The organism is Streptomyces sp. CNZ287 (genome assembly GCF_007827615.1).
In genome coordinates, this window is sequence record NZ_VISV01000019.1 from 61,494 (window position 1) to 84,274 (window position 22,781).

16 protein-coding genes and 1 pseudogene are annotated in these 22,781 nt (G+C 70.7%); 4 read left to right on the top strand and 13 right to left on the bottom strand.

The features are described from left to right. Positions 1-10: 10 nt before the first annotated feature. From FB457_RS28045 to FB457_RS28065, 5 genes are all read right to left on the bottom strand, one after another. Positions 11-574: a DJ-1/PfpI family protein gene (locus FB457_RS28045; protein ID WP_047018950.1), complete on the bottom strand. Its 564-nt coding sequence runs from the start codon at positions 572-574 to the stop codon at positions 11-13. Positions 575-831: 257 nt separating this feature from the next. After that, complete coding sequence (locus FB457_RS28050; RefSeq protein ID WP_047018951.1) at positions 832-2,367, bottom strand: glycoside hydrolase family 43 protein; 1,536 nt, start codon at positions 2,365-2,367, stop codon at positions 832-834. A 56-nt stretch (positions 2,368-2,423) separates the two neighbouring features. Then, entirely contained in the window at positions 2,424-3,317 is an 894-nt protein-coding gene (locus FB457_RS28055; RefSeq protein ID WP_047018952.1) for a carbohydrate ABC transporter permease, read from the bottom strand. Position 3,318: 1 nt separating this feature from the next. After that, positions 3,319-4,221 (bottom strand): ABC transporter permease subunit, encoded by a 903-nt coding sequence (locus tag FB457_RS28060; RefSeq protein ID WP_145783668.1) that lies wholly within the window; start codon positions 4,219-4,221, stop codon positions 3,319-3,321. Continuing rightward, positions 4,218-5,540 carry an extracellular solute-binding protein gene (locus FB457_RS28065; protein ID WP_078898522.1) on the bottom strand — a complete coding sequence of 441 codons (1,323 nt, stop codon included), beginning with the start codon at positions 5,538-5,540 and terminating at the stop codon, positions 4,218-4,220. The genes FB457_RS28060 and FB457_RS28065 overlap by 4 nt, the downstream gene beginning before the upstream one ends. Before the next feature lie 246 nt (positions 5,541-5,786). Between FB457_RS28065 and FB457_RS28070 the strand changes: the two genes are divergently transcribed. Together FB457_RS28070 and FB457_RS28075 are read left to right on the top strand one after the other, a co-directional pair. Continuing rightward, on the top strand, positions 5,787-8,207 hold the full coding sequence (locus FB457_RS28070; protein WP_145783669.1) for a glycoside hydrolase family 3 N-terminal domain-containing protein: 2,421 nt from the start codon (positions 5,787-5,789) through the stop codon (positions 8,205-8,207). Then, the gene (locus FB457_RS28075) at positions 8,191-9,225 is read left to right on the top strand and encodes a LacI family DNA-binding transcriptional regulator (protein WP_145783670.1); all 1,035 of its coding nucleotides are present in this window, start codon (positions 8,191-8,193) and stop codon (positions 9,223-9,225) included. Before FB457_RS28070 ends, FB457_RS28075 begins: the two co-directional genes overlap by 17 nt. A gap of 71 nt (positions 9,226-9,296) precedes the next feature. Here FB457_RS28075 and FB457_RS28080 read toward each other — a convergent pair whose 3' ends face one another. Next, complete coding sequence (locus tag FB457_RS28080; RefSeq protein WP_145783671.1) at positions 9,297-10,715, bottom strand: non-reducing end alpha-L-arabinofuranosidase family hydrolase; 1,419 nt, start codon at positions 10,713-10,715, stop codon at positions 9,297-9,299. A gap of 717 nt (positions 10,716-11,432) precedes the next feature. Between FB457_RS28080 and FB457_RS28085 the strand changes: the two genes are divergently transcribed. Continuing rightward, positions 11,433-12,410, top strand: a complete 978-nt coding sequence (locus FB457_RS28085; protein ID WP_047018957.1) for a glycoside hydrolase family 11 protein — start codon at positions 11,433-11,435, stop codon at positions 12,408-12,410. Between the two features lie 146 nt (positions 12,411-12,556). Here the strand turns inward: FB457_RS28085 and FB457_RS36480 are convergent, their stop codons facing one another. From FB457_RS36480 to FB457_RS28110, 6 genes and pseudogenes are all read right to left on the bottom strand, one after another. Then, complete coding sequence (locus tag FB457_RS36480) at positions 12,557-12,691, bottom strand: hypothetical protein (protein ID WP_486589154.1); 135 nt, start codon at positions 12,689-12,691, stop codon at positions 12,557-12,559. A 132-nt stretch (positions 12,692-12,823) separates the two neighbouring features. Further along, positions 12,824-14,293, bottom strand: a pseudogene (locus FB457_RS28090) (PQQ-dependent sugar dehydrogenase); the annotation flags it as partial. 209 nt (positions 14,294-14,502) lie between these two features. Beyond that, entirely contained in the window at positions 14,503-15,537 is a 1,035-nt protein-coding gene (locus FB457_RS28095) for an endo-1,4-beta-xylanase (RefSeq protein WP_047018958.1), read from the bottom strand. 103 nt (positions 15,538-15,640) lie between these two features. Then, on the bottom strand, positions 15,641-16,570 hold the full coding sequence (locus FB457_RS28100) for a poly(ethylene terephthalate) hydrolase family protein (protein WP_253911497.1): 930 nt from the start codon (positions 16,568-16,570) through the stop codon (positions 15,641-15,643). A gap of 444 nt (positions 16,571-17,014) precedes the next feature. Beyond that, complete coding sequence (larA, locus tag FB457_RS28105; protein ID WP_047018959.1) at positions 17,015-18,295, bottom strand: nickel-dependent lactate racemase; 1,281 nt, start codon at positions 18,293-18,295, stop codon at positions 17,015-17,017. Continuing rightward, positions 18,292-19,005: a FadR/GntR family transcriptional regulator gene (locus FB457_RS28110; protein WP_047018960.1), complete on the bottom strand. Its 714-nt coding sequence runs from the start codon at positions 19,003-19,005 to the stop codon at positions 18,292-18,294. The genes larA and FB457_RS28110 overlap by 4 nt, the downstream gene beginning before the upstream one ends. Positions 19,006-19,363: 358 nt before the next feature. Between FB457_RS28110 and FB457_RS28115 the strand changes: the two genes are divergently transcribed. Beyond that, positions 19,364-21,814, top strand: coding sequence for a glycoside hydrolase family 95 protein (locus FB457_RS28115; RefSeq protein WP_047018961.1), 2,451 nt, complete (start codon positions 19,364-19,366; stop codon positions 21,812-21,814). A gap of 48 nt (positions 21,815-21,862) precedes the next feature. Here FB457_RS28115 and FB457_RS28120 read toward each other — a convergent pair whose 3' ends face one another. Continuing rightward, positions 21,863-22,633: a FadR/GntR family transcriptional regulator gene (locus tag FB457_RS28120; RefSeq protein ID WP_078898524.1), complete on the bottom strand. Its 771-nt coding sequence runs from the start codon at positions 22,631-22,633 to the stop codon at positions 21,863-21,865. Positions 22,634-22,781: the final 148 nt, after the last annotated feature.

Sequence of the window (22,781 nt, forward strand, 5' to 3'; positions counted from 1 at the left end):
GCGACGGCGGTCAGGCAGGGCCGGCGGAGCGTTCGAGAACGGCCACGAACGCCCGTGACCACTCCGGCAGATCCGGCCAGCCCCGGCAGGAGACCATGTTCCCGTCGACGACGTCGGGCCCGTCCACGACCGTCGCGCCGGCGTTCTCCATGTCCGCGGCCAGAGGCCCGAACGCAGCCGTCTTGCGCCCCTTCAGGAGTCCGTAGGCCGCCGGTACCTGCGGTCCGTGACACACCGTGCCCACGGGCAGGTTCCGGGCGAAGAAGTACTCCGTGACGCGGCGGACGTCGGCGTCGAGGCGGATGTACTCGGGAGCGCGGCCACCGGGGATGATCAGGCCCGCGTACCCCGTCGGATCGACCTCCGAGAACGCCAGGTCGACGGGGAGCCTGCGCCCGTTCTTCTCTGTGTAGGCGTCGGACCCCGGCTCGAAATCGTGGATCACCAGTTGCACGTCCCGGCGCGTCAGGGCCGCGACGTCGACCTGATGGCCCGCCTCGCGCATGCGGAAGATCGGGTACATCGTGTCCAGCTCCTCGGCCGCGTCGCCGACGAGGACAAGCACCTTCTTCATCGTTCCTCCGGTTCTCGGCAGTCTGCGGGCAGGCCGCTTCATGTGCCGGATCGTGGACCAGGCATGGAGGTATTCCTTCGGGCGCCGGCGGAGGGCCGGCCGGGAGAGCGTGGGCCCGTAGACATCATACGTTTGGGAGCGCTCCCAGATGAGGCTAGCGCTCCTCCTCGGAGCTGTAAACGGATGCGCCGGCCCAAGGGGCCGCTGGATTCCGCGCTGTCCGGCGGCGCGGGAGGCGGAGCCGATGCGGCCGGGCATCAGGCGGAGGCCGGGGAGGCCGGGGTGTACGCGAACCAGTCGAAGGCGACCGTGCCTTCGGTGGCGTACATGCCGATGACGCGGCCGGTGAAGCCGCAGGCGATCTCGGTGGCCAGGTAGCGTCCGTCCAGTTCGGCGAGGAGCCGGGCGTCCGGGGCGCCGGGATCGCCGAGCCAGAAGGCGAGGGTGTCGGGGCCGGTGGCCGCGGCGTCGGTGAGTCCGGGCGACGCGGGCACGAGGCGGGACGTGCGGATCGCGAGGGTGAGGGTCAGCGGCCCGGGCGGGACCGGCCGGGCGGCCACGGTCTGGCGCAGTGGGCCGATACGGGCGACGACGCCGGCCTCCCCGTTCCCGACCTCCAGTTCGTAGTGGTGGGCCTCGTCGAGGCGGACGCCGAGGCCGCCGCGTCCCGTACCCGGGTCGATGGCGACGGTGACGCGGCAGTCGTGGTGCTGCTGGCGGCGGCCGACGAACGTGTATCCGGGGCGGTCGAGGGTGGTGCCGGTGGCGCTGAGCGTCAGCCAGCCGGGGCGCTCGGTGAGTGACCAGGACTCCTCCGGGCGGGCGAACGGCGAGATCCAGTGCGGCGCGAGAGCGGGGCCGTCGAAGTCGTCGCGGGCGGGCGGGGCCGGAACGGGGTGCCAGGCGCCGCCCGGTGCCGTATGGCTCTCGGGAACGGGTGCGACGACGGGCCAGCCGTCCTCCGTCCACTCCACGGGGGTGAGGAACGTCTCGCGGCCGAGCACGTGCACGTCGGGGGTGAAGCCCCGGGGCCGGACGCCGAGCAGCACCATCCACCAACCGCCGTCGGGAGCCTCGACCAGGTCGGCGTGGCCGGTGTTCTGGATCGGGCGGGCGGTACCGCTGTGGGACAGCAGAGGGTTGGCGGGTGCGCCTTCCCAGGGACCGCGCGGCGAGCGGCTGCGGGCGACGGACACGCTGTGGCCGCGTTCGGTGCCGCCCTCCGCGATCAGCAGGTACCACCAGTCGCCGATGCGGTAGAGATGCGGCGCCTCGGGAAACTTCAGGCCCGTGCCCGACCAGGTGGCGAAAGGACCTTCCAGCACCTCCCCCTCGACCGGGTCGATCCTGGCCAGGTTGATACCGCCTTGGGGCCCGGAGAAGGCGCTCCAGCAGGTGCCGTCCTCCTCCCACGCCAGATCGGGGTCGATCCCGGGCAGGTCGATCCACACCGGGTCGCTCCACGGCCCCTCGGGCCGCGCTGCCGAGACGACGAAGTTGCCGCCGCCGTCGACGTTGGTGTTGATGACCCAGTAACGGCCGCGGTGGTGGCGGATCGTGGGGGCGTAGAGGCCGCCGGACGCCTTGGCGCCGGGGAGCGGCAGCGGCAGTTGCCCGGGCCGGTCGAGCACGTTGCCGATCTGCTCCCAGTGGACGAGGTCCTTGCTGTGGAAGAGCGGCAGCCCGGGGAAGTACTCGAAGCTGGAGCACACCAGGTAGTAGTCGCCGCCGACCCGGCACACGCTCGGATCGGGATGGAACCCGCTGATCACGGGGTTGTCGTACGTACGCACGGGAGGTGCTCCCTTCGGGTCGCCGGGCGCCGTGGAGCGGAGCCGGCCGGCCGGGCTCACCGGCTGAATCCGGCGGTCAGACCGCTGAGAAGTTGGCGGCGGCCGAAGGCGTACAGAACGATCAAGGGCAGGGTGGTGAGGACGACGGCGGCCAGGACCGCGGGGATGTTGACCCCGTACTCGCCCTGGAACGTCCACAGCGCGAGGGGCAGAGTCCGCTGGGAAGGGCTCTGGGTGAGGATCAGCGGCAGCAGGAATCCGTTCCAGATGGTCAGCGCGTTGAAGATGGTCACGGTGAGGATGGCCGGCCGGGTGAGCGGGGCCGCCAGGCGCCACAGTGTTCCCCACTCGGTGGCCCCGTCCACCCGCATCGAGTCGAACAGCTCCTTGGGCACGTCCCGGATGAAGTTGGCGAGTATCAGCACGGACAGCGGGATGGCGAAGGCGATCGACGGCAGGATCAGCGCCAGCAGGCTGTCATAGAGCTGCAGCTTGATGATGATCAGGTAGACCGGGATCGCCGTCGCCTGCAGCGGGATGGCGAGACCCATGAGGAACAGCCCGTTCACCACGCGCAGGAAGCGCAGGCGCCAGCCGCGCACGATCGCGTAGGCCGCCATGAAGGAGACCGTCACCGCCGGCACCACGGCGCCCGCGGTGACCACGACACTGTTCACGAAGTAGCTGATGAAGTCGGACTCCAGGACCAGCTCGTAGTTCTCCAGTGTGGGCTCGTCCGGCGGCGCCAGCGGGTTGCTCGCGTAGTAGTTGCTCTGGGCCTTGAGGCTGGTGATGAGGATCCAGTAGAGGGGTACGACGACGACGGCGAGCCAGAGCCATCCGGCCAGACCGCCGAGCCAGTTGCGCCGGCGGGCGGTCGGACCGGGGCGCCGCCGCCGCTCGCGGTCCACGGTCCGCTGCGGTCGCGGCTTGGTCAGCGTGGTGGTCACGTCAGGCCCCCTCGAGCTGGCTGTCACCGGCGTCCCGGCCGCCGAGCCGGCGCAGCAGCAGGGCGATGGCGAGACCCATGAGGACGAGGATGACCGCGATGGCGCTGGCCGGCCCCATCAGGTTGGCCTGGAAGCCCCGCTTGTACATGTCCAGCGCGAGGACCCGGGTGGCGTCTCCGGGGCCGCCCTCCGTCAGGACGAAGATGAGGTCGAAGAAGGTGAGCGACCCGATCACCATCAGCGTCGACGAGGTGATGATGGTGTACTTGAGCTGCGGCAGCGTGATGCTGAAGAACTGGCGGACCCGCCCCGCGCCGTCCAACTGTGCGGCCTCGTAGAGGGACTGGGGGATCTGCTGGACGCCCCCCTGGTAGATCAGCGAGTGGAACGGGACGAACTGCCAGGAGACGATGAAGACGACGACGCCGAACGCGAGCCAGGGGCGCCCCAGCCAGTCCTTGCTGAGCCACTCGGTCCCCAGCCCGGCGCCCAGCCCGAAGTTGGGGTCCAGCAGCGCCTTGTACGCGACCGCGATCGCCGCGGAGCTGAGCAGGAGCGGGACGAAGTAGATCAGGCTCAGCACCGCGCGGTAGCGCTGGCGCCCGGCCAGGAAGGTGCCGAGCAGAATGCTCGCCGGTGTCTGTACCGCCCAGGAGACGGCCATCACCAGGAACGTCACCCAGAGGGCGTGCGGCAGCCCGGGGTCGGTGAGCACCGCACGCCAACTGGTCAGCCCGGACGGGTGGATGCCGCCGATCCCGTCCCACGTCGTGAAGCTCAGCAGGAGGACGCCGACCAGCGGGACGACGGCGAAGCCGACGAAGAAGAGCAGGGCCGGAACCGCCAGCCAGGGCAGGATGCCGGGCCGGTCCCCGCGCCCCGTGGAGCCGGTGAGGGTACTCACTTGCCGATGACCTCGTTGAGGTTGTCGGTGAACTGCTGTGGCGAGATGGACAACTGGAACAGCCTGGCGATGTTGTCCAGCAGCGTCTCGGCGGCCGTCGGGCTGAGTGCCTGGTCCCAGGACTGGCCGAACGTCTTCGCGTTGCTGGCGATGCCGTAGACGAACTGAAGGAACTCGGCGCTCTCGGACTCGGCCAGCAGCTTCTCCGAGCCCTTCGCGATGGGCACCGCCCCGGTGTCGATCCACTCCTTCACCTCCTCGTCCGTGAGGACGCCGGTGGCGAAGAAGTCCTTTGCGATCTTCTTCTGCTCGGCGCTGGCCTTCGAGGAGATGGACAGGTACTGGGCGGGGTTGCCGACGGAGTTGCCCGGATCGCCCTTGCCGCCTTCGACGGGCGGGAAGTTCATGAAGCCGAGGCCGCCGCCGGAGACGAAGTCTCCGCCCTCGGCCTGCTGGATGCCGTACGACCAGGAGCCGTGCAGCATCATCGCGGCCTTGCCGGTGTACAGGAGCGCCTGGTCGGCGTTGGAGTCCGCGGTGATCGAGGAGAAGCCCTTGATGAAGCCGTCCGCCTTGATCAGGTCCTGCACCTTGGTGAGGGCCTCGATGGCGGCCGGGTGGGACCAGGCGTCCTTCTCGCCGTCGAAGACGGCCTGGAAGACCTCGGGGCCGCCGATGCGGTCGAAGAGGAACTCCAGCCACATCATGTTCGTCCACCGGGACTGGCCGCCGAGGGAGAACGGCGCTATGCCCTCCGCGTTGAACCTGGGCACCAGGGCCATGATGTCGTCCCAGGTCTCGGGCGGCTCCACACCGACGTCGTCGAAGACCCTCTTGTTGTAGAAGAGGACGATCGGCTCCACGCTCTCGAACGGCATCGCGTAGATCTTGCCGTCGACGGTCGCGGCGCCGAACGAGGACGGAAAGAGCCTGTTCTTGATCTCAGGGTTCTGGTCGAACCAGGGGGTGAGGTCGTCGACCTGGCCGGCCTCCACGTAGCTGCGCAGCGTGCCACCGCCCCACCCCCAGATGACGGTGGGCGCCTTCCCGGCCCCGATGGCGGTCTTGATCTTCGTCTTGTAGGCGTCGTTCTCGAAGGTGGTGACCTCGATCTGCCCCTTGGGGTTGGCCTCGTTGAACCGCTCCACCGCGCCGGTCCTGACGCCTTCCTGGGGCTGGCCGCTCAGGTGCCAGTACGTGGCCGTGCCGCCGTCGGCGCCCTTGCCGGGTCCGGACGAGCCGCAGGCGGCGAGTGCCGCGGACGCCGGCACACCGGCCGCCAGGCCGAGGAGGGTACGACGAGAGAGATGGATCTCCATGGGTGTTCTCCGCACTCGAAGGGCCGTCGGCTTCCGGCGGGCCAGGGCTGAAAAGTTTTCGAAATCCTGCTTTTGTTAAACCTGGTGGGTGCAAGTTAGGTATCGAGCATTTGGCTGTCAAGGCATGTGTAAGTCCGTTGTAGGGCAAGGTCTGTACGCGTACGCTCGGGTGGAAGTGACTTTGAGGCAACCTTGCAGGATCGAAACATTTTCGAGACTCGCGGATCGAGTGCAGAGGAGTGCGCGATGCCCACGGCTGAATCACTACCGGTCACGGGCCGTGGCGCGCCCCGCTGGCGGGACCCGGCGCTGCCCGTGGCGGACCGGGTCGAGGCCCTCCTGGCCGAGATGACGGTGGCGGAGAAGGTCGCGCAGCTCGGCAGCCGCTGGACCGGCAACGGCACGGTGCACACGGTCGACGACGGTGCCGGGCGGGCCGGAGGGCCGCGCGTGGCGCCGATCCAGGAGGTCTTCGAGTCCGGGAGCATTCCCCTGGCCGACGCGTGCCGGGACGGCCTCGGCCATCTCACCCGCGTGTACGGCAGCCGGCCGGTGACCCCGGTCGAGGGGGCCGCCGAGCTCGTCAGGTCGCAGCACACCGTCCTGCGGGGCTCCCGGCTGGGCATCCCCGCGCTCGTCCACGAGGAGTGCCTCACCGGGTTCACCACCTACGGCGCCACGGTCTATCCCGCGGCCCTCGCGTGGGCGGCGACGTTCGACCCGGAGCTGGTGCGACGGCTGGGGGCCGCGATCGGGCGGGACATGCGGGCGGTCGGCGTGCACCAGGGTCTCGCCCCGGTCCTCGACGTGGTCCGCGACTACCGGTGGGGCCGCGTCGAGGAGACCATGGGGGAGGATCCGTACCTGGTCTCGATGCTCGGCGCCGCCTACGTCGCGGGACTCGAGGGTGCCGGCGTCATCGCCACCCTGAAGCACTTCGCCGGCTACTCCGCGTCCCGCGCCGCCCGCAACCACGGGCCGGCGCCCCTCGGCCGCCGCGAGCTGGCGGACGTCATGCTGCCGCCGTTCGAGACCGCGATCGCGGTGGGCGGGGCCCGTTCCGTGATGAACGCGTACTCCGAGGTGGACGGGGTCCCGGCGGGGATCGACTCCTGGCTGCTGACCGACCTGCTCCGCGGCGACTGGGGTTTCACCGGCACCGTGGTCTCCGACTACGGGGCGGTCGCGTTCCTGGCCGGCATGCACGGGGTGGCCGCCGACACCGAGCAGGCGGGCGTACTGGCGCTCAGCGCCGGCATCGACGTGGAACTGCCCGACACGCTCGGCTTCGGCCCGCATCTCGTCGAGCGGGTCGGCAGGGGCGAGCTGTCCGAGTCCCTGGTGGACCGGGCGGTGCGCCGGCTGCTCACGCAGAAGGTCCGGCTCGGCCTCCTCGATCCCGGCTGGACGCCCGAGGGCTCGGTCGCCGCGGCCGCCGAGGTCGACCTGGACTCACCGGAGAACCGGGAACTCGCCGCGGAGCTGGCCGAGCGATCCGTCGTCCTGCTCGACGAAGGCAGCGCACTGCCGCTCCTCGGCGCCGGCCGTACCGCGCCGGGCCGGCTCGCCGTGATCGGGCCCTGCGCCGCCGACTCGCGCACCCTCATGGGCTGCTACGCCTTCCCCAACCACGTCCTGCCCCGCCATCCCGGTCTGGGCCTCGGTGTGGCGGCACCGACGGTCCTCGACGCGCTGCGCCGCGAACTCCCGGACACCGGGATCCGCCACGAGCCGGGGTGCGAGGTGTCGGGCGACGACCGCTCCGGCTTCGCCGCCGCGGCGGCCGCGGCCCGCGAAGCGGATCTGTGCGTGGCGGTGGTGGGCGACCGCGCGGGCATGTTCGGCAACGGTACGTCGGGCGAGGGCTGCGACGCCGAGGATCTGCGGCTGCCGGGTGTCCAGGCCGATCTGCTCGCGGAGCTCTTCGCCACCGGAACGCCCGTGGTCGTGGTGGTGGTCTCCGGCCGCCCGTACGCCCTGGGCGACGTGCGTCCCCGCGCCGCCGGTCTGGTCCAGGCGTTCATGCCCGGCCAGGAGGGCGCGGCGGCGGTCGCCGGCGTGCTGTCCGGCCGGGTCCAGCCCGCCGGCAAGCTGCCGGTGCAGATTCCCCGCCGTCCGGGCGGTCAGCCCGGCACGTACCTGCAGCCGCCGCTCGGCGGGAACAGCCACGGCATCAGCAGCATCGACCCGACGCCGCTGTTCCCCTTCGGGTACGGCAGGTCGTACACCACCTTCGAGGTCGACGATCCGCGCGTGAGCGCGGTGGAGATACCCACCGACGGTGAGTTCGCCGTGTCGGTGCGGGTGCGCAACACCGGTGCCCGTGCCGGCCACGAGGTCGTCCAGTTGTATCTGCGCGACGTCGTCGCCCAGGTGACCCGCCCCGCCCGGCAGTTGGCCGGCTTCGTCCCGGTCCGGCTGGAGCCGGGCGAGAGCGCGCGGATCCGGTTCCACGTGCATGCCGACCGGACCGCGTTCACCGGCAGGGACCTGCGGCGGATCGTCGAACCAGGGGAGGTCGAGGCGCTCGTCGGCACCTCCTCTGCGGATCTCCCCTGCCGGGTTACCGTACGGTTGACCGGCCCCACCCGTGTGGTCGGCCACGACCGGCGGCTCACGACGCCGGTGGACAGACAGCAGGGGGAAGCCGATGCCGACGGACGCTAGGCGCACCACCTTGGCGACCATCGCCCGGGCGGCGGGGGTCTCGGTCGCGACCGTGTCCAAAGTGGTCAACGACCGAAGCGACGTGGCGCCGCAGACGCGCGCCCGGGTCCTGGAACTGCTGCACCGGCACGACTACTTCGCCCCCGTGTTCCGCCACACCGAGGGTCCGCGGAGTCCGACCATCGAAGTGCAGTTCGCGGGCGGGCTCAGGCCGTACGTGGCCGAGGCGGTGGAAGGCATCGCCGACGCCGCCGCCGAGCTGGGGGCCTCGGTGGTGATCGGCACCTCGTCCCATGCCCCGCACTGGGCCAGGGACCTGGTCACAGCCGGCTGCCGCGCCCTCATCGGCGTCACCAGCGTCTACACCGAAGCGCACCTGAAGGCCCTGGCCCGCGCCGGCCTCCCCGCGGTCGTGCTCGACCCGCTGCACCTGCCGCACAACCGGGTCAACAGCGTCGGTGCGACCAACTTCGCCGGCGGCCTGGCCGCGACCCAGCACCTGCTCTCCCTCGGCCACCGCCGCGTCGCGCACCTCGGCGGACCGGCCATGGCCGCCTGCAACCAGGCCCGCGCGCACGGCTACCGCGCCGCCATGGAGGCGGCAGGCGCACCCGTGCCCCCCGCCTACGTCCGGCCCGGAGAGTTCACGTACCAGGCCGGCCTGGCGGGTGCCGCGGCACTGCTGGACCTCGACGAGCAACCGACGGCGATATTCGCGGGTAACGACGAGATCGCCCTCGGCGTCATCGAGGCCGCCCGCACCCGCGGCCTGCGCGTCCCCGAGGACCTGAGCGTGGTCGGCTTCGACGACACGCTCCTCGCCCGGACCGCGTCGCCGCCGCTGACGACCGTACGCCAGCCGCTGCGGGAGATGGGCGGCGTCGCCCTGCGCACCGCCCTCCGCCTGGCCAACGGCGAAAAGGTGGAGTCCCATCACATCGAACTCGCCACGGAACTGGTGGCACGCGCGTCGACGGCACCGCCGGGCCCGCGGTCAGGGGGCGGTGAGCGTGGGTGAGCTGAGGCCACAGGTGCCCCGGCCGACGTGCGGCCGGGGCACCACCACGCGTGGAGCGTGGACCGGTCGGGTCAGGGCTGCAGGGTCAGCACGCCCGGCCGCCAGGGAAGCCGGTTGTAGTCGCCGCCGGCGGCGGGGTCCTTGCCCTGGTAGAGGAACTGCAGGTTGCAGGGGTCGATGGTCATGGTCTGGTCGGGGTTCTGGCGGACCAGGTCGCCGTGGCTGATGTCATTGGTCCAGGTGGCACCGCTGTTGGCCTTGCCCGCGAAGGGGTTGCTCTCGCTCGCGGCCTGCGGGGTCCATGAACCGTTCAGGCTGGAGGAGGTGAACGAGCGGAAGTAGCGCCCGTTCGCTCCTATCGCCTCGACGATCATGAGGTACTGGTTCTGGTCCTTGACCTTGTAGACCTGCACCCCCTCGAACAGGTTGTTCGTCGAGTCGCTCATGATCGTCGTGTACGACGAGCCGAAGTTGCCGGGGAAGTTCCCGATCGGCATGCTCGCGCGGTAGATCTTGCCGTTGTCACCGGCGAAGAACAGGTACATGTTCTGGCCGTCGGCGATCAGGGTCTGGTCGATCGGGCCGGTGCCGGAGCCGGAGATGCTGCCGGTGAACAGCGGCTGCGGCGCGGACCAGCCGTTGGGGTTGGTGGGGTCGCTCGACGTACGGTAGATGAAGGGCCACTGACCCCACTGGTACGCCAGCACCCAGATGTTCTTGGGTGCGAAGTAGAACAGCGTGGGTGCCACCGTGGCCTGGTTCATCCCGTTCTGGCCGGTCGACGCCATGTCCGACCAGTTCGAGAAGGGGGTGAACATCATCGAGCCGTAGGACGATCCCGAGAACTGCGTCCCGTAGACCAGGTTCTTGCCGTTGTGCACCACGCTGGTGAAGTCCTTCAGCGAGGCCCAGCCGTGTGCCGGCTGCGCCAGCGCACCCGTCGACGACCACCGGTACGTCGAAGGCAGCGCACACGCGTCGCCCGGTGTCCCGGACTGACCGGACCACTTCTGGTTGCTGCCGCCGTTGCACGTCCAGAGCACCACCGCCGTACCGTTGGCCGTGGCCGCGCCCGAGACGTCCAGGCACAGCCCGGACTCCACGCCGACGACCGTGCCGTCGGAGTTCACCCGCCACTGCTGGTTCGCACCACCGCCGCAGGACCAGATCTGTACCCGGGTACCCGGTGTGGTGGCGTGGCCGGGGACGTCCAGGCACTTGTTTCCGTACACGGTGAGCTGGTTGCTGTCCGTGTGCGTCCACTGCTGGTTGGACCCGCCGGAGCAGTCCCAGATCTGCAGGTACGCGCCGTCGGCCTGGCTGGCGTTCGCCACGTCGAGACACCGGCTGGATGCGGCGCTGCGCAAGGCGCCGCTGCTTGCCGCCTGAGCCGGGCCGGCGCCGATCGTCGGCGCCAACGCGATCAGGACCGCAACCGCGGTGGCGAGGACCACCAACGGGTGTGTGCGGCTGGAACTTCGTCTGCGCATGGGAACCTCCTCATCTTTTGAGCAAGTGGTTCCGGTCGGCCCGGTCAGAGGCTGCCCGGACTGTCATGTCGATCGGTTCGTGATATCGAACGAGGATCGAAGTATCGGGCAGTGAGGATGATAGGGAGCCGGTGAACGGCGTCAACCCTTCCCGCATGATTCGTTGTTGGGTCCGAAACAATCGCACAGGCCCTTGATGAACTGCCGCAGGTCAGGCCGGCCTCGCGGGGTCCAGTCGGGTCCGCGGCGCCGATGTGGGCATGCCGTCGGCCCTGTGGCCGACGGCATCCGCCTCTTCCGAATAGCGTGCGAAATACCGAACGTCTGAGGTGAGAGAGGTGAGGGGTCTCGGTGAAAGGGGCTGGCGCGATGGACGTCGCGAAACTTTCGGTCATGCGGAAGGTGTACCTCAGATCGCCGCATCCCAGCTTGTCGGGGGTAGTTAGGCTCCGCGGGCGTGTGTGGTGCGTGAGTAACGCCAGCCTTCGGTTGATGGGGACTTCGAAATTTGCGTGATTCAGACTGAAACTATTGACAGCGTGGGCGGCCTGATGAACTCTCATGGCATCGACGGGCGTTCGCCACTGTCGATTCGTTCACCGGCGGGACGCGGTCCACCGGTCCGGGGCCGTACGACGACCGGCCACATCCCGCCGACGTGCTCCACGCGTCTCAGCACGCTGCCTGCCCCTCTCCCGTCCTTGTCGAGGAGGAAGCATGGACACGCACCACGATCCCGCCCGTTCCCTCAGCCGAAGACGATTCGTCGTCGGCGGCGCCGGCGCCCTGGCCGTAGCCGCATCGCCGCTGCTGCTGCCGGGCACGGCGCACGCGCAGACCGTCACCACCAACCAGACCGGCACCCACAACGGCTACTACTTCTCGTTCTGGACCGACGCCCAGAACACCGTCTCCATGACCATGGGATCCGGCGGGCAGTACAGCACCTCGTGGCGGAACACCGGCAACTTCGTCTGCGGCAAGGGCTGGAGCAACGGCAGCCGCCGCAACGTGAACTACTCCGGCAGCTTCAGCCCCTCCGGCAACGGCTACCTCTGCCTCTACGGCTGGACCTCGAACCCCCTCGTCGAGTACTACATCGTCGACAACTACGGCACCTACCGGCCCACCGGCGAGAACCACGGCTCCGTGACCAGCGACGGCGTCACGTACGACATCTACCGGACGATGCGCTACAACGCCCCCTCCGTCGAGGGCAACCAGACCTTCCCGCAGTACTGGAGCGTCAACCGCGGCAGGCGCACGGGCGGCACCATCAACACCGGCAACCACTTCGACGCCTGGTCCCGCGCCGGGATGAACCTCGGCAGCTTCAACTACTACATGATCATGGCGACCGAGGGCTACCAGAGCAGCGGCAGCTCCAACATCACGCTGGACGGCACCGGCGGCGGCGATCCCGGCGAACCCGGCGGGTGCACCGCGACCCTGTCCGCGGGGGAGAGGTGGAGCGACCGCTACAACCTGAACGTCGCGACCTCCGGCTCCAGTAACTGGAGCGTCAGGATGAACGTCCCGTCGCCCGCGAAGATCATCGCGACCTGGAACATCAGCGCCAGCTACCCCGACAGCCAGACACTCGTCGCCAGGCCCAACGGCAGCGGCAACAACTGGGGCGTGACCATCCAGGCGAACGGCAACTGGAACTGGCCCACCGTCTCCTGCAGCGCCTGACCCCGCACCGCTGACGCGGAAGCAGCCGCGGCGCGGGACCCACCACCCCCCGCGCCGCAGCCTTCCCCCCACCCCGGAAGCACCCGGAGACCGCACGTGTCCCGCTCCCGGCACGGTTCTCCGCGTATCCGGGAGCCCGCCGGGCGTCACATGCCGGCTCCGGCGGCGCCCGCGGCCCGGCGGATGCCGCCGTCGTGGCGGAAGCCCGCCGTCCTGTCAGGCGGCGCCGCGACGCCCAGCGCTCCCCCCAGGAGCGTCTGGCGGGTCGGGAGCTCGGACATGTGGATGTTCCCTTCCGTGGCGGGTCGTCCCGGCGCCGGTCCGGGCGGCGAAGCGCCCGGCCCGGCGCCGGCTGGTCCGGGTGCCGTGCAGGTCGTGCCCGGTCAGCCCGCCTGCGTTGGTGACTCTGCGGCCCCGGAGACGCTCTCGATGCGGTACAGGGCGCTGTTCTGGTCGCCGGAGTGCCAGGTGGTGCCGTAGTCCAGGACGTACAGGGCGCCGTCGGGGCCGAACGCCGCGTCCATCGGCTGGGTGCCGGACCAGGGGAAGGCGCTGATGCTGCCGCGGCTGCCGTCGGGGTTCACGGCGATGTTCTTGATCCAGCGGCGGCCCCACTCCATGGCGAAGAAGTCACCGTCGAATTCCTGCGGGAACTTCACCGCCGAGTCCAGGTCCGGGTCGTAGCGGTAGACAGGGCCGGCCATCGGCGCCTCCGGGCCGTTGCCGAACTCCGGCACGGAGCCGCCGTCGTAGGGGATCCACGCCGGCTGGGCCGGCGGAAGGGAGCTCTGGCCGGTGTTGTTCGGTGAGTCGTTGGCGGGCGAGGAGCAGTTGAACGCGCTGCCGGAGGCGCCCGTGGCGAAGTCGAAGTTCACATAGGGAACGTTGTTGCCGACGCAGTACGGCCAGCCGTAGTTGCCCGGCGCCGGCACCCGGGTGAACTCCACCATGCCGCCCGGACCCCGGCTCGCGGAGGCCGCCCCGGCGTCGGGGCCGTAGTCACCCACGTAGACCACGCCGGTCTCCTGGTCGACGCTCATCCGGTAGGGGTTGCGGAAGCCCATGGCGTAGATCTCCGGCCGCGTCTGCGGCGTGCCCGGCTCGAAGAGGTTGCCCTCCGGGATGTCGTACGAGCCGTCGTCGGCGACCTTGATCCGGAGGATCTTGCCGCGCAGGTCGTTGGTGTTGCCCGCCGACCGCTGTGCGTCGAACACCGGGTTGCGGTTGCCGCGCTCGTCGATCGGGGTGTAGCCGTCCGAGGCGAAGGGGTTGGAGTTGTCGCCGGTGGTGAGGTACAGGTTGCCCTCGGCGTCGAAGTCGATGTCGCCGCCCGTGTGGCAGCACTGGCCGCGGTTGGTCGGCACTTCGAGGATCGTCTTCTCGCTGCCGAGGTCGAGGGTGCGGTTCTCGTTCAGAGTGAACCGGGAGAGCCGGTTGAGGCCGTCGAAGCGGGCGAAGTCGGCGGGCGAGCCGGTGCTCGGTGCGTCCCCCGGCGGGGTGTTGAGCGCGGGCGAGTAGTACAGGTAGACGAAGCGGTTGTCGGTGAAGCCGGGGTCGAGGCCGATGCCGAGCAGACCGTCCTCGAACTGGTAGTACACATCGAGTCTCCCCGCGACCCCGGTGGTCCCCTGGGGATCGGTGACCCGCACGGTGCCGTCGCGCGAGGTGTGCAGCACCGAGCGGTCGGGCAGCACGGCGAGCGACATCGGCTCGCCCACTTCGGCCACGCCTTTCGCGAGAGTCACCTGCCGGAACTCCGCCTGCCGGGTGGCGGCCGGCTCGGCGGGGTCGGCCGAGGCGGGCGACTGCAGGGCGACGGCGCCCGCCGTCGCGAGCAGCGGGCAGATCGCCGCCGCGAGAAATGCTGTGATCCGTCTGCGCATGTCGAACCTCCGTTGAGCAGTGCGCCGCCAGGTGCGGCGCAAGTGACCAGTTCCGGCGCGGGGCGTCGCGGCTGTTCGAGGACGGACTCGTCGTCGGTGCCGGCCTCGTGGCGCGGGCCGGGAGGGGGCGGGCGCCCTGCATCCGCGCGGCGCGGCACCCTCCCGGGCGCCCCGCCCCCGGTCCCGGCGAGAGGGTCGTACGCCGGACGTCAGGGAGCGCTGTTCAGGGCTTCCAGCACGGCGTTGTACGCCTGCTTCTTCTGGTAGTTGCCGTCGAACAGCAGCGGGGTGTCCTGGCCGCGCCACGAGTACTTGTCGGTGATGCCCCAGGTGGTGATGCCGGTGCAGCGGGACACCGCCACACACGCCTCGGTGACCGTGCGGTAGGCGTTGGCCTGCGCGGTACCGGAGCCGCCGATGTCCAGCTCGGTGATCTGCACGTCGACGCCGAGGTCGGCGAAGCGCTGCAGGTTCTGCCGGTAGCTGCCGAGGTTGGAGTTCGAGTCGAGGTGGGACTGGAAGCCGACGCAGTCGATGGGGACGCCGCGGGCGAGGAAGTCCTGGACCATGCGGTAGATGGCGTCGCTCTTGGCGTTGACGCCGTCGGTGCCGTAGTCGTTGTAGCAGAGCGTGGCGCCGGGGTCGGCGGCGTCGGCGGCGCGGAAGGCGTCCTCGATCCAGCCGTTGCCGATCTGCTGCTGGAGGTTGGACTGGCGGCGGCTGCCGTCCCATTCGAACGCCTCGTTGACCACGTCCCAGGAGTCGATCTTCCCGGCGTAGTGACCGGCGACTCCGTCGATGTGGTCGAGCATCGCCTGGCGTAGATCGCCGCCGGTCAGACCGCTCACCCAGGAGGGCTGCTGGGCGTGCCAGACCAGGGTGTGGCCGCGTACGGACATGCCGTTGCTCTGGGCGTGGGCGACGAGCTGGTCGCCGCCCTGGAAGGTGAACTGGCCCCGCCTGGGCTCGGTGGCATCCCACTTCATGACGTTCTCGGCGACGATGCTGTTGAACTCACGGTTCAGCGTGGCGGCGTAGTTCGCCTCGCCGAGGAGGTGGGGTGCCACGGCGGCGCCGTAGTAGCGGCCGCTCTCGGCCGCCGAGGCGCCGAGTGTGTCGGCGGCGTGGGCGCTGCCGGGGAACGCCAGAAGGCCGGCCGCCGCCAGACCGGCGGACGTGACGGCCGCGGCGGCCGCCGACCAGGCACGGCGGCGCGTACGCCGCCTGCGGGAGGTGCTGAACATGGCTGCTCCTTGTGTTCCGGTGGAGGGTGACAGTGCCGTCCGGCTCTGTCCGGAAACGGTGCCGGGGGCCCGGTGCGGCCGGGGCCGCACCGGGCCCGGTGGTTCATCCGAGGACGGATTCCCAGCGGGTGCCGGGTGCGGTGGCGCCCGCGGGGAGGCGGTCGCGGGCGGCGGTGTCGCCGTACAGGCTCCAGCGGAACCAGTCCACGAGGGTGTTCTGGGTCTGATCGAAGGTCCGGAAGCCCGGGTTGAGATACGCGGCGTGGTCCGCGCCGACGTGGGTGAGGAACGCCTTGGGGGCGGACAGCTCCCCGTACGCCTGGCGGGCCAGGCCGTACTGGCAGGTGGGGTCCTGGTCGCCGTGGATGAACAGCACGTTGGCGTCCAGCCCCGCCGGGTCGCCCATGTCCACGCAGGCGACCGGGACGGCGGCCTTGATCCGGTCGTCCGGCCACTTGGTCAGCAGGCCGTGGACGGTCATGCCGCCCATCGAGTGCCCGGAGACGCCGACGCCGGCCGCGGTGTCGATCTGCCCGGCGAAGGGGCTGCCCGAGGCGTCGTTCAGCGCCAGGGTCTGGGTGATGACCTCGGAGACGTCCTTCGACCATTCGCCTCCGTACACGGAACCGATGTTGGTGTTGTCGCTGATCGAGGGGGCGGGACAGATGAAGCCGGCGGAGGCTATCGCGTGCGTCTGCGAGGCGTAGGAGTCGGAGTTGCCGTACGCGCCGTGGTTCCAGTGGGCGACGGGGAACACGCCGTCGGCGAGCGGGGCGTTCGGGACGGGATTGCCGCCGGGGGTCCCGGTGGCCGGGTAGAAGATCTTGGTGAACAGCCGTCGGCCGCCACGGGACCAGTTGTACTCGCGTACCCCGATGGCGAAGTCCTGGGCCGGTGCCTGCCGGAGGAGGGCGGGCCGGGGAGCGGGGCGGGCGGCGGCCGGTGCGGCGACGGCCGGGGAGGCCGCGCCGGTCGTTCCGGCTATACCCACGCCCAGCAGGGCGCTCAGAGCGGTGCGCCGTTTCATGGACATACGAAGACACTCCTGTGGGGGGAAGGGATCTGCGGTGCGGACGCCGGGGCGTCCCGGGTGGTTCAGCAGGCGGCGTTGGCCCGGGCAAGGCCGAAGAGAACGGCCGCGGCGGCCCGTACGAGAGGCGTACGCCGGCGTTGGTTCGACAGAGGCATGGGGGTTCTCCATCGCGGCTCAGCCGGAGGGCCCGCCACGCGGGCGTCGTGCGCCCGGGAGTCCGGACACGCGCGGGGAGAGCCTCACCGGAACGAAAGAACTGGCTGTGCGAGTGCTGCCGTGCGCGGCGGCCTGCGCGGATCGCAGGCCGTAGAGGCCCCGAGTGTTCGATATGTCGAACTGTGGTCGAACTCTCAGACATGGATGATTGGAGGGTCGGCCCGGCGCGTCAACCCCCCTCGCGAACCAATTTCGATTTGGGGGCCGAAATTTTCGGCGGCCGGGGCTTCATGAGGCGATCGTCTCGCGCAGGTACGGGATCGTCTGCGGCCCTTCGGGCAGCACGCACAGACGGGCTGCCGGGCCGGCGGCGGCCAGTGCCTCGGCGACGGCCGCGGTGACGTCTCCGGTCTGCTCGAGATGGGCGGCCGCGAGGTCGGCGGCGGACAGGCCGTCGGTGTGCATGACGACCCGGCAACGCGCCAGGATGGCGGCCTGGATCTGCACCTGCCACTGGTCCGGCACGGTCTCGGTGCGGGCGCCGATGGCGTCCAGCAGCGCCTGCGGCGACGGTGCGGAGGAGAGGACTTCCCGGTAGGAGCCGTGGTCGGGGAAGCCGTCGCGGCACTCGGCCGCGCAGATGATCGTGCCGCCCGGACGCACCACCTGGTACCCGGCGGACATGCCCTTGACCGCCTGGTAGAGGTTCTGGTCCAGCGGAAAGCCGGAGTTGGTCGTGACGACCACGTCGTATCGGGTGCCGACCGGACGCATCGCCGTCCGCGCGGCCTCCGCGGTGGCGGCGGCGTGCATGGCCGGCAGGTCCCCGCCGAAGGCGGCGACGATCTCCTGGCCGCGGTTGAGGACGACGTCGAGTGCGAACGTCACGCCGGTGCCGGCCGCGATCGCCCGCACGTCGTCATGGACCGGATTGCCGTGCGTGATGCCCCACGTCGCGCGCTCGTCGGCGATGCGGGCGGCGTCGTGCAGGACGAGGACCGTCTCCAGCGCCGCGAGCCCCGGGGCGACGAGCTTGGGGCCGCCGGAGAAGCCGGCGAAGAAGTGCGGTTCGACGAAGCCGGTGGTGATCCGCACGTCCGCCGCGGCCCACTCGCTGTTGAGCCACACCGGCACGCCGGCACCGTGGGTGCCCATCCAGGTGAGGCCCGCGCGGTCGGACGCGTCGTGGTTGACGACCCGTACGGTGTCCACGACGGCGTCGCCGAACATCCGGCGCAGCTCGGCGTCGGTGTTGCCGCGGTGCGTGCCGGTGGCGACCAGGATCACCACGTCCTCGGGCCGGACGATGCCGTCGAGTTCGGCGAGGAGGGCGGGGATCATCAGGTGCCGTGGTTGCGGACGGGTGCCGTCGCAGGCCGAGATCGCCACCGTCTGCCCGGGGCGCACCCGCTCGCGCAACGGCGGTCCGGCCACGGGCTCGCGCAGTGCGGTACGCAGCACGGCCGACGGGTCGCGGGCGCCGGACCGGTGCACCGGCGCGACGACCGTGGCCGTCTCGGGAACCTCGATGCCGAGCCCGTGTTCGCCGTAGGCCAGTTGCACCCTCACGCGCCGGTCTCCTGGCGCGGCGCGTCCTTCACGGGGGTGAGATGCCTGCGGAGCCACGCCTCGGTGGTGCTGACGTGGAGGAGCGCGGCGGCCTCGGCGAGCGCGGCGTCTCCGGCGGCCAGCGCGTCGTAGATCTCCTGGTGCTGGGCGAGTGTCCGGTCGGCGACGTCCCCGTCGACCATCCCGCGCCAGACCCGGGCCCGTACCGTCCGGCCGGAGATCCCCTCCAGCAGGCTCGCCAGCGTCTGGTTGCCCGTGGCGGAGGCGACGGCCTGGTGGAAGGCGGCGTCGTGCTTGTTGAGCAGTTCGACATCGTCCCTGGCCGCGTGCATCGCGGCCAGATGTCCCGCCACCCCGGCGAGTTCGCCGGCCGAGATGCGGGTGGCGGCCAGGCCGGTGGCGACCGGCTCGAGGAGCCGGCGCACCTCGGTGAGCTCCAGCAGGGTGTCACCCTGGAGCAGTTCGACGGCGGAGCCCAGCCCTTCGAGGAGCACCCTCGGCTCCAGGGTCGTGACGTACGTGCCGTCGCCCCTGCGGATCTCCAGCACCCGGGCGACGACCAGCGCCTTGACCGCCTCGCGCATCAGCCCCCGGGACAGGCCCAGCTCCGCGGCCAGTTGCTGCTCCGGCGGCAGCTTCGCACCCGGCGGGAGTTCCCCTGAAGTGATCAGTTCCCGAATGCGCCTGATCGCCTTGTCGGTCAGTGACATCGCCCGGCCTCCAGCCTCGGCCTCCTGGATCGTGCGCAGCACGATACATCTGATGTCCGGGTAGGTGAGCCATCGGTGGAGCGCGGTCTCTGCACGGTGAGATCCGGTGCAACAGAGGCGTGAAGAGAGGTCTTTCCCTTTTGTGTGGGTGAAGTCTGCGCGAGAAGGGTTGTGTTGGTGTCCTCGGACATTTAATGTCTCCCGCGTGTCACGCCCGATGAGGTTGCGTTGACCGTGCTTTTCGCCGTACCGATCCGCGCCGGCCGTCGGCCGCCGGTGCGGCGTCACCGTCGCCCGCCGGTCACCCGGGCGACGAGGGAACCGCCGGGACTCTGCCAGGACTCACTGGAGGATCAGGATGCGGAGACTGACGCGCAGGGAGATGATCAGGCTCGGCACGGCGGGCACCGGAGCCGTGATGATGCCCGTCCCGTGGACGGCTGCCGCCCGTGCCGACTCGGCCGCACCCCCGGAAGTACGGGCGGTCGACGACCTGGCGCTGTGGTACGACGCGCCGGCCGGCTCGGACTGGCTGCGCGCGCTGCCGGTCGGGGCCGGCCGCCTCGGCGCCATGGTCTTCGGGAACGTCGGCACCGAGCGGCTTCAGCTCAACGAGGACACGCTCTGGGCGGGTGGTCCCTACGACCCCGCCAACCCCGCGGGCGCCGATGCCCTGCCGCAGATCAGGCAACTGGTCTTCGACGGCCAGTGGGAACAGGCGCAGTCGCTGATCGACCGGACGATGCTCGGCCGGCCGGCCGGAGAGCTGGCCTACCAGCCCGTCGGCGACCTCACCCTCACCTTTCCCGGCAGCGGGGGAACGTCCGGGTACCGGCGGTGGCTCGACCTCACCACCGCGACCACCGCGGTGACCTACGCGGCGAACGGCGTGCGGTTCCACCGCGAGGTGATCGCCAGCGCGCCCGACCAGCTGATTGTCATGCGCCTGACCGCCGATGCGCCGGGCTCGATCTCGTTCACGGCCACGTTCGCCAGCCCGCAGAGCTCCTCCGCGTCCAGCCCCGACGGAACGACGATCGCGCTGGAAGGGATCTCGGGCAGCATGGAGGGCATCGCCGGCTCGGTCCGGTTCCTCGCGCTGGCCAGAGCCGTCGCCGAGGGCGGCACGGTGTCCGGCTCGGGCGGCACGCTCCGGGTGGCCGGCGCCGACAGCGTCACGCTGCTGGTCTCCATCGGCACCAGCTACGTCGACTACCGGAACGTGGGCGGCGACTACCGGGGCATCGCCCGCAAGCACCTCGACGCCGCACAGGGCATCGCGTACGACGACCTCCGCGACCGGCACGTGGCCGACTACCAGGAGCTGTTCGGCCGGACCACGATCGACCTCGGCCGTACCGGAGCGGCCGATCAGCCGACGGACGTCCGCATCGCCCAGCACGGGAACGCCGACGATCCGCAGTTCTCCGCGCTGCTCTTCCAGTACGGCCGGTACCTGCTGATCTCCTCCTCGCGGCCCGGCACCCAGCCGGCCAACCTCCAGGGCATCTGGAACGACCAGATGGCCCCGCCCTGGGACTCGAAGTACACCCTCAACGCCAACCTGCCGATGAACTACTGGCCGGCGGGCTCGACGAACCTCGCCGAGTGCTGCGAGCCGGTGTTCGGCATGATCGACGACCTCGCGGCGACCGGCGCCCGCACGGCCCGGGTGCAGTACGGCGCCGGCGGCTGGGTCGCCCACCACAACACCGACGCGTGGCGGGGCACCTCGGTGGTGGACGGGGCGTTCTGGGGCATGTGGCAGACCGGCGGGGCATGGCTGGCCACCATGATCTGGGATCACTACCAGTACACCGGCGACGTCGGCTTCCTGCGTGCCCACTACCCCGCCATGAAGGGCGCCGCGCAGTTCTTCCTCGACACGCTGGTCGAGGAACCGGACCTGGGCTGGCTGGTCACCAACCCGTCCAACTCGCCGGAGCTCGCCCACCACCCGAACGCGTCCGTCTGCGCGGGCCCCACCATGGACATGCAGATCCTGCGCGACCTGTTCGACGGCTGCGCCCGGGCCGGCGAGATCCTGGGCGTGGACGCCGACTTCCGCGGAGAGGTCCTGGCGGCCCGGGAGCGGCTGGCCCCGACGCGGATCGGCGCCCGCGGCAACATCCAGGAGTGGCTCTACGACTGGACGGAGACCGAGCAGTTCCACCGGCACGTCTCCCACCTCTACGGTCTGCACCCCGGCAGCCAGATCACCAAGCGCGGCACACCCGAGCTGTTCGAGGCCGCCCGCCGGACCCTGGAACTGCGCGGCGACGACGGAACGGGCTGGTCGCTGGCCTGGAAGATCAACTTCTGGGCGCGGATGGAAGAGGGAGCCCGAGCACACGAACTGATCCGCGACCTCGTGACGCCGGAGAGGCTCGCGCCCAACATGTTCGACCTGCACCCGCCGTTCCAGATCGACGGCAACTTCGGCGCGACGTCCGGCATCGCCGAGATGCTGCTGCACAGCCACCACGGCGAACTGCACCTGCTGCCCGCACTCCCGCCGGCCTGGCCGAACGGGAGGGTCGAGGGGCTGCGCGGACGCGGCGGCCACACGGTGGGTGCGGCCTGGACCGGCGGCCAGGCCACGTGGCTCTCCCTCACCCCCGACCGTGACGGGACCGTGAAGGTCCGCAGCAGGATGTTCCGCGGCGGCTACCAGCTCCTCGATCTGACCGGCGGCGGTCAGGTCCGGCCGGAGCAGCCCGAGCCGGACCTGATCGAGTTCGCCGCGCGGTCCGGACACACGTACCGCGCGAACGCCCTCGGATCGCGGCGTGGCGGAGACGAGGTGTGAACGCCCGCTCGCCCGCTCGCGGGCCGCCGCGCCTGCCGGGAGCGCCCGCTACCGTTCCAGCCGCACCGGGTCGCCCGGCGCGCTGCGCCGGACGAGCCAGGCTTCGGTGATGTGGGTGAACATCGCCTCGGCGGCGCCGCCCGGATCGTGGGCGGCGATGCGCTCGTAGATGCGGCGGTGACCGCGGTTGGACGCGACGCACATGGCACGCTCCGGATGCCCCATGTACCGCGCGGTGTTGACGACCTGACTCTCCAGCGCGCGCACCACTCCGCGGGCGATGCGGTTCCCCGACGACTGCATGATCACGTCGTGGAAGGCACGGTCGTGCTCGGCGTACGTGACATGGTCGTCGACCAGCTCGTCCATCCGGTCCACCAGCGTGCGCAACTGGCCGACGACCTCCGGAGTGGCCAGCCTGGCGGCGACGTTGGCCATGTCGGACTCCAGCAGGCGCCGCGTGACGACGAGGTCGTCGAGGATCGCCATGCTCTCGTCCTGGGCGATGCTCGCGGCCAGGACCTGCTCGTCGAGCATGTTCCACAGCGCCGGCGCGGTCACCGTGGTTCCCGAACCCTGGCGGACCTGCACGAGCCCTTTCTCCTGGAGGACCTTCACGGCCTCCCGGACGACGGTCCGGCTCACGGCGAAGGTCTCGCAGAGAGCGGGCTCGGGGGGCAGCGGCGTCCCCGGCGGGTGCTCCCCGCGGACGATGCGTCCCACCAGTTCGGCCGTGACCGCCCGCGCGAGGCTCGCCGGCCGCTGCGCCCAGGAGGGCGGCGGGGAGCTGTTCCGGGCTGCTGACTGGGATGTCGTCATGGATCCTCCGGCGGCCCCGCGACCACGCGGCGCCATGACTAGACGGCAATCATACGCGACGAGCCATTGACGTAATACGTCATACGAGTTACGTTTCCGAGCCATCGGCGATGGCCCGCCGTTTCCGGCAGCAACGGAGAGTGATCGA